The sequence below is a fragment of the Phyllobacterium sp. P5_D12 genome (assembly GCF_054049495.1).
Genome location: NZ_JBFUMG010000129.1, coordinates 1 through 10,307, shown reverse-complemented (window position 1 = coordinate 10,307; position 10,307 = coordinate 1). Strand labels below are relative to the sequence as shown.

The window sequence follows — 10,307 nt, the reverse complement described above, 5'->3', positions numbered from 1 at the left end:
GGCCAGCACCATGGCACTGATCGCACCCATGCCGCTCGAAAAGGCACGAGCGGCTTCCGCCCCTTCAAGTGCAGCAATCTTGGCCTCGAACTCCATGACCGTCGGATTATCGCCGCGTGAATACATCGGCTGGCGCTTGCGTCCCGCGAATGCATCGGCCATCGCCGCATAATTGTCGAAGGTGAAAAGCGATGTCTGATAGATCGGAGGAACGACGGAACCGCCTGGGAAAGGCTCGTCATGCGCAAGCAGTGTTGCAGCTTGCGCCATCATGTCCTGGTCGTGAAAATACGGGTTGTCGCTCATGCTTGGCTCTTCTTGTTCTGCTTTTTCAGGTTTGCCGCCCCGCGCTTGAGGTCATCCTCGACGGTGGCAATCAGCTTCAATGCCTCGCCGCGTGCGGCAATCGGGTCGCGCGCGGCGATCGCATTGAAAAGGGTCCGATGGTAGGGAAAGCTGGCGTGGCCAAAATCCCGCACCCCCAGCGGATGCTCCCAGAACCGGTGGAACATCTCGTACATGGCTGCAATGATCTGTTCGAACAGCGGATTGCCCGAGGTGCGGAACACAGCAAGATGAAAGTCCCAGTCTTCATCGGCAGACATGCCGTGGCGTACGTGGAACGCCTCTTCCATGATGATCAGCTTCTGCTCGATCAGGGCAATATCGGCGTCGGTAGCGCGCTCCGCACAGAGAACGGCGGCTTCCGCCTCGAGACCGCGGCGAATTTCCAGTGTGTGCATCAGACTGTTGAAATCATTGCCGGACGGCAGCGTCAGCGGCATATGCAGCATATTGCGCGTGACGGCAGCCTTCAGATAGGTGCCACTGCCCTGGCGCCTCTCGACAAGGCCGAGTTCCTGCCAGCGGGTCAGCGCCTCACGCACGGTTGTACGGCTGACTCTCAGGTGTTCTGCAAGCAAACGCTCGGTCGGTAAGCGGTCTCCCGGCTTCAAGCCCTCTCCCGTCACGAAATCCACCAGCGCATGCAACACCGCGTCATCGCGGGATGCGGTATGAACCGGGGAAAGGATCGGACTGATCAACGAAGCATCACCTGAATTGGTTGGACCATTGTGCCAATTCAGCATGAATGGAAGGAGGAGTCAAATGCTCCCAGGAGTCTTTCCAAAATCATTCTGATTGCAGGACCTGGAGATCCGTCTGGCAATTTCTTCCTCGCATTGCCTGGATCTTCACCGCTGCGAAAATGGTCTCACGCCATTCGGCACAGACGTCACCTTGTCGAATACCTACGGCGCCGGCGGCACGGATTTCACGTATGCCGCCTCTTATCAAGTTCAATTGCCTCGGCTCGTGTCAGCCCGATATCCTGAAGCAGGCGATCACTCAGCTTTGTCAGCGGGTCGCCCGTCGGTTCGGCGTGTAGGCCAGAAGCAAAGACCTTGCCAATGAGGCCCAACAGACGCTCTAGAAGATCGGGTGGCGTGCCAACGTCCCTGGCAGAAAAGCTCCGGCCCTGACGATGGCGACGGATTTCTAGTAGACCAGTCGTCTCAGAATATGCCATAATATTGGCTCCTATGCTTTCTGTGTAAGCAGGACATCAAGTGTCATGGCCCTGAACCGCTGAAGGGGCTTGATGCTTCCCTCTGCCTTCATCCTGACCAGCGCGCCCTCATAGGCGTCGATCAAAAAGGCAGCGGTTTCATCCGGATCAAGATATTCCGGCAATTCCCCGGCATCACGCGCTTCGCGCAGTACGGCCCTGAAATCACCCTGCCAAGCGGTGAACGATCGATGTAACTCACGCTGGAGCACTTTGCTATGTGCCGCAATGGATTGGGATAGATTGCCCAACAGGCAACCACAGGTTGGATCGCCCGACCCATATTCTTTTTCATAATATTCAAAATAGTCGCGCAGACGCCGCAGCGGCGATCTCGTCTTGTCTTCCAGCAGAAGCTGTGTCCGCACCCTCTGGTTGTTGTTACAATAGGAGGCGAGTACCGCAGAAGCGAACTCTTCCTTGCTTGTGAAGAAGTGATAGAACGAACCCTTCGGCACGCCCGCCGATTTGAGGATCGGGCCGATCCCCGCCCCTTCATAGCCGTGGGAAAGAAGCGCCTTTATGCCCTCGTCGATCAAAACTGCTCGTGCGTCCGTTTTACTCATGCTGTAAATAATAGACCAGTCGTCTAGTAAATGCAAGCTGACTCTACCAGTATGGAAAAGCGGCGTTGCACTGGCTGGCGAACTACCTGGCGACGGCTTCCGAAAGACCACTCCAAACAAAATCCCACAAACTTATCCAACACCTCCCAACCTCGGTTATTCTTCTCCCCGTCCTTTCCACGGCAACTGCTTCCGGAGCCGTTCGAAGTGGGGAGAGGATCGGCGCCTCCGATGGCGGGTAACGGGCCCGCTGTCCGGGGAAGTTCTGTCCAAGGGTTCCCCTGCCGGTACTACGACTGGCGTGTGCTGGACGAGCACTTCGAAAGGGGCTTTCGGCAGCGGGCGAAGCAATTCACCCAAAGCCGAGGCCTCCCAAGCGGAACGGACGGGATCAAAAAACGCCGGACGGGCGGTCTTCGGATCGCATTTTATTCTACAAAGACGCGCTTCGACGACCGCCCGTCTTCCCAGCATGCAAGCAATGGCCAGACGCGAAAGCGGGCGTGGCAAGGGAAATCCACACCGACAATTCAGAACGGCATCTCCACCCGAGGCCAGATTTCACGCGAAAGTTTGCGATAGTCGGTCTTTCTGGGATTGGAGGGATAGGGCGCGCCCGCATCGATATAAATAATTTCCGCAGCCACGGGCTCGAAACCCGCGTGAAAATGATTCGTCGACTTGACGAGCAGAATGTCCTTCGACCCGGGGTCGATACCGAGATTGGAGAAAATGTCCGGCTCGAAGGTTTGCGTCCGGTTGGTGTTGAGGATGATCTCGATATCCGTGCCCTCGAGGCGAATGACCGCTGCGGGTCCAAGCGTAACCCGGCTCTTGCCGAAACTCTGCCAGCCTTCGTGCACGGCCCTGAGCACTTCGACACGCGCATCGATTGGAGCTCCGCCATCCGGCCCGGCCTTGCCGCCAAAGCGCAACTGGATATGCGCTCCCTCGCCTGCTGCCAGACAGAAGGTCACTGCGATCGGATCCCAGATCGTCGCCACGGCGACGTTGCCAATACCGCGTTCGATGATCCTTCGCAGGACCAGTGTGCCATCTCCGGCAACCCCGCCCCCTGGATTATCCCAGACGTCGGCAACGACGACCGGCTTATCCGGCTTCTGCGCAACGAGCGCAACGGCCTTGTTCAGGCCGGCTTCCGTGTCGAACATGGGCATTGCCGTCGTTCCACGCATCGCGAACAGCTCCATACCCAATTTCTTCGCGAGCGCCGCACCCTTTGCCGGCTCATTATCGGTGATAACCATAAGCTGAGTGCCGAGCTCGGGGACATCTCCAGCCATGAAGCCATGAATGAGCGAGACAGACAGGATGCCATCGCGGCCCTGCAGGGCCTTCAGACGATCGACATAAGAACGCATCGGCTCGCGGCTGGTCGGATAAACGCCGATCATACGGCAATCGAAGGTAGAAATGACCGGCTTGATCTCGCCGCGCAGCGCGCGCAGGGCAAGGTGGACTACATGCTCGCCGCGTTCGTAGAAGTCCGTGTGCGGAAACTCGAGGAAGGCAGCAAGTATATTTGCATTGGCAACGCGCCTCTTCGTGAGGTGGCTGTGCGGATCGAGTTCAGATGCGATAAGCACATCCGGCCCGACGAGATTGCGAATTTGCTCGAGAAGATCGCCCTCGCAGTCATCATAGCCCTGCGCAACCATGGCACCATGCAAGCCAAGGATGACCCCATCGACGGGCAGCGCAGCCTTGAGCTGGTCAAGGATTTCATCACGCAGACCCTCATAGGCTTGCCGCTGCAACAATCCTCCGGGCTCGGCCCAGGTCGCGGTTCCTTCGATCAGGGTGAACCCTTCCTTGCGCGCCTTGCGCCGTAAAACCACCATTGGCGCCGAGCACAAGGTGGGCGTCTCCGGATGTTCACCCGGACCCGCATAGAACGCCATTTCAAAGCTGGCACGGTCTGTTGGCACAGGGGAAAAAGTGTTGGTTTCCGTCGCGAGCGACGCGGTAAAAATGCGCATGAATGTGATCTCAGAGAGGCTTATAGGCGATGGCTTCTATTTCAATCTTGATATCGATCATCAGCCGGGATTCGATGGTGGTGCGAGCAGGCGGATTCGCGGGAAAGTATGTGGCGTAGGTCTTGTTGAATGCCCCGAATTCGCGGGCGTCTTCAAGAATGACGAAGGTCTTGATCACATCGGAAAGGTCTGCGCCCGCTAGTGCCAAAGCGGATTTGACGTTCTCCATCACCTGTCGCGTCTGGGCTTCGATACCGCCGACGATGACCGTGCCGTCAGAGCCCACCGGAACCTGCCCTGAAATATAGATGAAATCCCCAGCGCGCACCGCGGGCGACAACGGCACATGTGCATGGCCGAAATGTTGTTTGGTCATGATCGTGATCCTATCCTGTGTCCAGACTGCTCATTGTAGCCAGACTCGAAATACGGCGAAGGCTCGGCCATACCATAGTGCCAATCCACGGTACAGCACCCGACCGCAAACGAAAGGACGCGAGTAGTTGTCTTGGTTACAATGGTGAAACTCGATATTGCTTTTTTCCATCTGCAGTCATTAATGAGCAAAAAATCAACTGGATGCGCGCATGACTTCTCCAACATCGCATGGTGAACCTGGCCTCAAAGGCAAACACGTGCTCATCACCGGCGCCGGTGGGGGTATCGGCCAAGCACTTATCGAAGCTTACAATGGCTTGGGCGCTATTGTGTCCGGCGCCGATCAGCAACGACGTCTGATTGAAAGCCTTCCTCTCTCAAACCGTCTGGTTTTCGATCTCAATGATAAAACGGCTGTATCCAAGGCGATCAGTGATTTCATCGCGGACCGTGGCGTTCCGGATGTACTGATCAACAATGCCGGTTTCACGCGCGGCGAAACGCTCGATCAAGTCGATGGCGATGTATGGGAACAGGAAATCGCCACCAATCTGAACGGCGTATTCCACGTCACGGCCCCCATCGTCGCTAACATGAGCAAACGCGGCAGCGGCAATATCGTGTTTATCTCCTCGGTCAAMGCGCTCGGCCACTACGGTAATCCGGCCTATTCGGCGGCCAAGGCGGGATTGATCTCCTATATGAAAGCGCTCGCTGTGGAGCGTGGGCGATTTGGCATACGAGCCAATGCAGTCTGTCCAGGTTCCGTACGAACACCGGCGTGGGATCACCGGCTGCAAAGGGAGCCCGAGCTTCTGGCAAAAGTCCTGCCGCACTACCCGCTTGGGCGCATGGTGACCCCTGATGAAGTGGCGCAAGCAGCAGTATTCCTCAGCTCGACTACTGCATCGGGTATCACGGGTGCTACGCTTAACGTCGATGCCGGGCTGACGGCCGGAAATCTGCCTTTCATCAACGATGTGCTTGGAGATTGAAATGAAACTGTCCGAAATCGACACACCGGCCGTCCTCATTGATATCGATCGCGCCGAGACCAACATGCAGCGCTTCCAAGCCTATGCCGACAAACACGGACTGGCGGTGCGTCCGCACATCAAGACGCATAAATTGCCGCGTTTTGCCAAGCGCCAGGTCGAGTTGGGCGCAGTCGGGATAACCTGCCAGAAACTTGGTGAGGCAGAAGTCATGGCCGATGCAGGACTGACGGATATCTTTCTGCCCTATAACATTATCGGCGAAGCGAAACTCGGCAGGCTGATGGCGCTGAATAAACGCGTCACGCTCGCTGTCACCGCCGACAGTGAAGTTACTGTCCGCGGTCTTTCCGAAACGTTCAACGATGCGGCAAAGCCGCTCACCGTACTGGTAGAATGCGACACCGGCATGGGACGTTGCGGCGTACAATCGGCCGACGAAGCTGTTGCGCTGGCAAAACTGATCGATGCGGCCAGGGGCCTTCGTTTCGCAGGCTTCATGACTTATCCGAAGACCGGTGCGATTGTCGAAAATGAAGCTTTTCTGTCTGCCGCCAAACAAAAGGCCATCGCCGCCGGACTTGACCCGCGCATCATTTCCAATGGCGGTTCTCCGGATATGTGGCGGGCACACGAAGTCACGAGCGCAACGGAACATCGGCCTGGCACGTATATCTACATGGACCGCTTTCAGGTCGCGAAAGGGGTCGGCACATGGGATGATTGCGCGCTTACAGTACTCACGACGGTGGTCAGCCGCCCAACGGAGAATCGAGTAATTGTCGATGCCGGTTCTAAAGCCCTTACCAGCGATACGTTTGGAATGGATGGGTTCGGGTATATTGTTGGCTATCCGGATGCAGTGATTACCTCGCTCAGCGAGGAACATGGCGCGATCGATTTTTCAGCCTGTGAGGAGAAGCCCCGGATCGGAGATCGGCTTCGTATCATTCCCAATCACGCCTGTGTCGTCTCGAACCTGTTCGATCAKGTCATGCTGATTTCAGGCAACGAAGTGGTTGAGATTGAGCCTGTCGCCGCACGGGGCCGCGTCGATTAAGGGCGACGCGGGCCGCAAGGACGGGTTTCTTCAGGCCGTCAACCCATTGCCGGGCACGGCAGGCAGCGCAGCGTCTTCCGCATAAGCATCCAGAAACTCTTGCTCTGAAGCCGCATTCCTGAACCATGGTCCCATCCCATAAGTATAGCCGCAGTTAGCAATTGTCGCAATTGATCGGCCAGGTCCCGGGCGAGAAACTCGGCTGTGCGTTCGGAATACGTCTTGGTCAAGTCGGCCTGCTGACGCTGCAAAGCAAAGCCAAGTCATAACAACAGCACAATCAGTAGAGCTAGAAGCGGGATACCGATGATGGCAATAACGGGAATGCCAAGTTTGTCTTCATCCGGACCAAGCTTCTCAGATATTTTCGGGCCCATAACATCCATGGAACGCTTCCTAAAAATTCATAAAGTATCGACGTCGAAACCAACGAAAGAGCGGGCAACCGGTAGTAATTACAAGTACAAAAAATGAAGGCAACGCGAGGCAGCCAGAGCCTCAGTTGACCATATCCATCATCACAGTCGCAATGTTCAAAAATGGATGCGACTTGAGATGGTGAGGCTAATATTCCGGCCAGCACATTGACCTCACAATAGAGCCATCCGAAGCGGCAAAACCGCCATTCCCATTCTCGACAACTACCCCTTTTGCAAGGCTGAATTGCAACGTCTTTGCCAACGGTGCGACTGGCGGGCGGCTGGCAAGGTAGAGAAGCCACTCACGCCCGCTTTTCTCCATCCAACGCCTTGATCACCGGAAGCACTGAATACTGGCCGATTTCGGCGCGATCGGTCAGTGCCCTGAGATAGCCTCCGGGTGAACGGATATCACCGATACGTTCAAGAATGGCAGCAATCGTGATCGACGCGTTGATATCACCCATGGTATCGCGCGCCCTTTGCCAGGCATCGGGTGATACACCGAGCATCGAGCGAACCAGTCCCGCCGTATTCACAAGCTCGCGCCAGTCCTCGATGCCGTCACGGGAATAATCGATGATCTGCGGGCAAGCACTCAACACCGCCTCCAGTGACATTGGCACCGATCTCGTTTCAAGGTTCGGCCTGTCACCGGTCAAACCGCCGTCACCACGGTTTCTGTTTCGCCGCGCCGCTTCCAAGCGATTTCTCATTTTGCTCAGCGCAACTATCCGCCCGGGCGCGTTGTTTTGGGATTGTAGCTCGTCGGATTGCTTCTGGCCTGTTTTGTGGGCCCTTTCAAATTGGTGGTCTATATTTGAATTCTGAATATGGTGCTCAAAAGAAGAGTCACTGGCGCTCATTTCTTTGTCTGAAAGCGATGCCAGGTAAGTTTTCTCAACTCTCTCTCTCAAGCTTGCAAGGGCATCGCATCGCACTCGAAGCGTCTCCAGTGGCAGATGCCTGCTTACTCGTCCCGAAAGCGCTGCCAGCTCATCAGCGTATGTTTCCCAGTCACCCGCACGTTCCTCGCTGAGCCCGGCATCGATGGTCTTGGATACATCTCGAAGATGGATGGTGATTTCGCTGCGTACACGATGAACGGCTCGCGCCAGATCCCTTGCCAGAGCCGCATGGGCCTCAATTTCGCCCGCTCGTAGCGCCAATGGTGAGAGGTCAAAGCCAAAAGCATGTTCGATCTCGCCGGTTTCRCCGCGCCGCGCATAGCGTTTGCCATTGGGACTGTCACGACGAATGATCAGGCCGGTCTCGACGAGTGCTGAAAGGTGCCTGCGAATTGTCGCGGAGGACATGCCGCGGGTACGCATGGAAAGCTCCGCATTGGACGGAAAGACAATCAGTGGTGCACTGCCGTCCAGCAGTGTCTCGGGATAGAAGCTCAGCAATGCTTCCAGAACGGCAATTGTGCGGTCCGAAAGGAAAAACGCTGTACGAGCCTCGGTCAATGACCGCAACAGCGCCCACTTCTCCGGGTGGTTTCTGTCCGTACCCGCCAGTTTTTCGCGAGCCCGTGCTGTCTTTTCTTGCACAGCAAACATGGCGTGCGACAACGAACGACCGCCAAATGGCGTCGTTGCAAAACGATCAGTCATGGTCCTTTACCTCAAGTTGAGGCAATGAAAAGGCATGCCGAAACGCGTCCGACTCTTGACAAGTCTGGGTGGAAGTGATTCTCTAAAATTGCTACATTGAAGAGGGCTTCCGGGGCGGTAACGTTCTGGGGGCCTTTTTTCTTGCCGTTGTTTCCTTCTCTCGTCCTTTTAAACTGTCCAGAACCGCAATCCGGTTTTGGGCTTAGTGCTTACTCAACCAACCGGCCTTGTAGCGACTGAAGTCGCAGCGCTATTTGTCACGTGACCGGCTATTGTAGCGGGCAAGCAAAGTCTCGAGCTCTCCCGTTACGAATACCGCAAAATCTTGCGGAATATGATCGGCAAAGGTCAGAACTTGTCTTCCCCTGTCTGAATTCAACTGCGCGATTGCGCTGGGGCTTGAGGATTTATTGCCAACGACCGACGGCGTATTGCGCGGCGCCGGTGCGACAGGCTCGACGTTTTTCAGGAGCCGCTCGTAGACGCGGTTGAAGCGTGCGTTGCTGTCAGCGGCACTGAACGGCTCCAGCGCGATTTCATTCAGCGCAGCAGCCTGCGCGTCACCGGATTTGAGCAATTCAGCAAACCGGACCCACCGTGGCCGGCCGATCTTTGGCGCGGGTCCGATAGCGCGAACCACCAGTGCTGGTACAGCTGCCGCGACCTGAAGAAACCGCGTCATCTCTGCCTTATCCAGGGATAGTGCATCCTGCACAAGACCGCGCTCGAAGCCCCGCTCGACAAGATTGCGGGCAAAGAAAGCACGTTCGATGAAGGATAGATCGCGCCGCTCGGTGTTTTCCTTGCCCTGCGCCAGGACAAGCTGCACATCGGTGAGATTGCGGACGATAGCCTGCACGGGCTTTCCGACACGTCGAGCAGCGCGCAGGCGGCGATGGCCATAAGCTGTCTGGTAATGGCCCTGCTTTTCCGGATGCGGGCGAACAAGGATAGGAACCTGCTGTCCATTCTGCCGGATACTTTCGACCAGCTCCTCGAAACTGTCATCCGATCCGGAATCGTGGCTGAGCCGATCTTCGATAAATGAGCTCTCGACAAGCGCCGGATCGAGCTCGACGACCCGCTCGCTACCCTCGAAGCTCTCCTTCAGTCGCCGCGCATCCTCGATCTCCTTCGATATTCCGCCCAGCGACAGGCCCATCGCCTTGATCGCACCAGAAGCGGCACGCGGCTTCAACGGCTCTACCGAAGCGCTCTGCCGCGTTGGGGCGAGCTCGGCTGGCTGCTGCTCGGGCGCCGAATTAGTCTCTACTGTCTCAAACAGCGCCTTGAGCTGATCCCTACGGTTTTTGTCGGCCATCATCGCGCCCTCACCCCGGCCGGTTCCAGGCCTTGAAGATCAGGCCCTGGATTTCAGAGTTGACGGAAGTCAGCGATTCAAACGCGCGGTCATAGGTAGCGCGAGTGAAGCTGTCGCGAGAAACCTCATAAAGCGTCTGCTTGGTCAGGCCCGCATCCGAGAAAGCCGTCGATTTGACAACCGAGTTCGTCAGCACGCGCTCGCCGAACAAGGAGCGCAGGAAACCTGCGATTTGTTGCTGAGGTGCATCATTGGGCTCAAAGCGCGTAATGAGATAGCGCATGAAATCGAAGTTAAGTTCGCCGCCCGCTTCGCGCACGACGGCGAGAAGATCCGCTGTCATGAACAGGAACTGGCTCATAGAGGCAACATCAAGCATCTG

The 10,307-nt window shown here is 56.5% G+C and carries 11 protein-coding genes and 1 pseudogene; 2 read left to right on the top strand and 10 right to left on the bottom strand.

The genetic code is table 11. The annotated features are described in order from the left end of the window. The 6 genes from ACXJ5O_RS11055 to ACXJ5O_RS11030 form a co-directional block, all read right to left on the bottom strand. A partial coding sequence (locus tag ACXJ5O_RS11055; RefSeq protein ID WP_457299940.1) for a PLP-dependent transferase occupies positions 1-306 on the bottom strand: 306 nt, incomplete at its 3' end. After that, the gene (locus tag ACXJ5O_RS11050) at positions 303-1,046 is read right to left on the bottom strand and encodes a FadR/GntR family transcriptional regulator (RefSeq protein ID WP_457299939.1); all 744 of its coding nucleotides are present in this window, start codon (positions 1,044-1,046) and stop codon (positions 303-305) included. The genes ACXJ5O_RS11055 and ACXJ5O_RS11050, both read right to left, overlap by 4 nt. 230 nt (positions 1,047-1,276) lie before the next feature. Then, on the bottom strand, positions 1,277-1,531 hold the full coding sequence (locus ACXJ5O_RS11045; protein WP_457299938.1) for a DUF1127 domain-containing protein: 255 nt from the start codon (positions 1,529-1,531) through the stop codon (positions 1,277-1,279). A gap of 11 nt (positions 1,532-1,542) precedes the next feature. Beyond that, positions 1,543-2,136, bottom strand: a complete 594-nt coding sequence (locus ACXJ5O_RS11040) for a TetR family transcriptional regulator C-terminal domain-containing protein (protein WP_457299937.1) — start codon at positions 2,134-2,136, stop codon at positions 1,543-1,545. A 530-nt stretch (positions 2,137-2,666) separates the two neighbouring features. Beyond that, complete coding sequence (locus ACXJ5O_RS11035) at positions 2,667-4,136, bottom strand: M81 family metallopeptidase (RefSeq protein WP_457299936.1); 1,470 nt, start codon at positions 4,134-4,136, stop codon at positions 2,667-2,669. Positions 4,137-4,146: 10 nt separating this feature from the next. Next, positions 4,147-4,515 (bottom strand): RidA family protein, encoded by a 369-nt coding sequence (locus ACXJ5O_RS11030; protein WP_457299941.1) that lies wholly within the window; start codon positions 4,513-4,515, stop codon positions 4,147-4,149. A gap of 208 nt (positions 4,516-4,723) precedes the next feature. Between ACXJ5O_RS11030 and ACXJ5O_RS11025 the strand changes: the two genes are divergently transcribed. Next, positions 4,724-5,509: an SDR family oxidoreductase gene (locus ACXJ5O_RS11025; protein ID WP_457299935.1), complete on the top strand. Its 786-nt coding sequence runs from the start codon at positions 4,724-4,726 to the stop codon at positions 5,507-5,509. Between the two features lies 1 nt (position 5,510). Further along, positions 5,511-6,569 (top strand): D-TA family PLP-dependent enzyme, encoded by a 1,059-nt coding sequence (locus ACXJ5O_RS11020; RefSeq protein WP_457299934.1) that lies wholly within the window; start codon positions 5,511-5,513, stop codon positions 6,567-6,569. A 263-nt stretch (positions 6,570-6,832) separates the two neighbouring features. Here ACXJ5O_RS11020 and ACXJ5O_RS11015 read toward each other — a convergent pair whose 3' ends face one another. The 4 genes and pseudogenes from ACXJ5O_RS11015 to ACXJ5O_RS11000 form a co-directional block, all read right to left on the bottom strand. Beyond that, positions 6,833-6,955, bottom strand: coding sequence for a hypothetical protein (locus tag ACXJ5O_RS11015; RefSeq protein ID WP_457299933.1), 123 nt, complete (start codon positions 6,953-6,955; stop codon positions 6,833-6,835). Positions 6,956-7,290: 335 nt separating this feature from the next. Beyond that, positions 7,291-8,604: a plasmid replication protein RepC gene (gene repC, locus ACXJ5O_RS11010; protein WP_457299932.1), complete on the bottom strand. Its 1,314-nt coding sequence runs from the start codon at positions 8,602-8,604 to the stop codon at positions 7,291-7,293. A gap of 250 nt (positions 8,605-8,854) precedes the next feature. Continuing rightward, a complete protein-coding gene (repB, locus tag ACXJ5O_RS11005) occupies positions 8,855-9,928 on the bottom strand; it encodes a plasmid partitioning protein RepB (RefSeq protein ID WP_457299931.1) in 1,074 nt (357 codons plus the stop codon). A gap of 7 nt (positions 9,929-9,935) precedes the next feature. Continuing rightward, positions 9,936-10,307, bottom strand: a pseudogene (locus ACXJ5O_RS11000) (plasmid partitioning protein RepA); the annotation flags it as partial.

What these genes read in the sequence shown, in the direction of transcription:
- ACXJ5O_RS11045 (WP_457299938.1), bottom strand. Translation starts at nt 1,531, where the DNA reads ATGGCATATTCTGAGACGACTGGTCTACTAGAAATCCGTCGCCATCGT.
- ACXJ5O_RS11040 (WP_457299937.1), bottom strand. Translation starts at nt 2,136, where the DNA reads ATGAGTAAAACGGACGCACGAGCAGTTTTGATCGACGAGGGCATAAAG.
- ACXJ5O_RS11035 (WP_457299936.1), bottom strand. Translation starts at nt 4,136, where the DNA reads ATGCGCATTTTTACCGCGTCGCTCGCGACGGAAACCAACACTTTTTCC.
- ACXJ5O_RS11015 (WP_457299933.1), bottom strand. Translation starts at nt 6,955, where the DNA reads ATGGATGTTATGGGCCCGAAAATATCTGAGAAGCTTGGTCCGGATGAA.
- repB (WP_457299931.1), bottom strand. Translation starts at nt 9,928, where the DNA reads ATGATGGCCGACAAAAACCGTAGGGATCAGCTCAAGGCGCTGTTTGAG.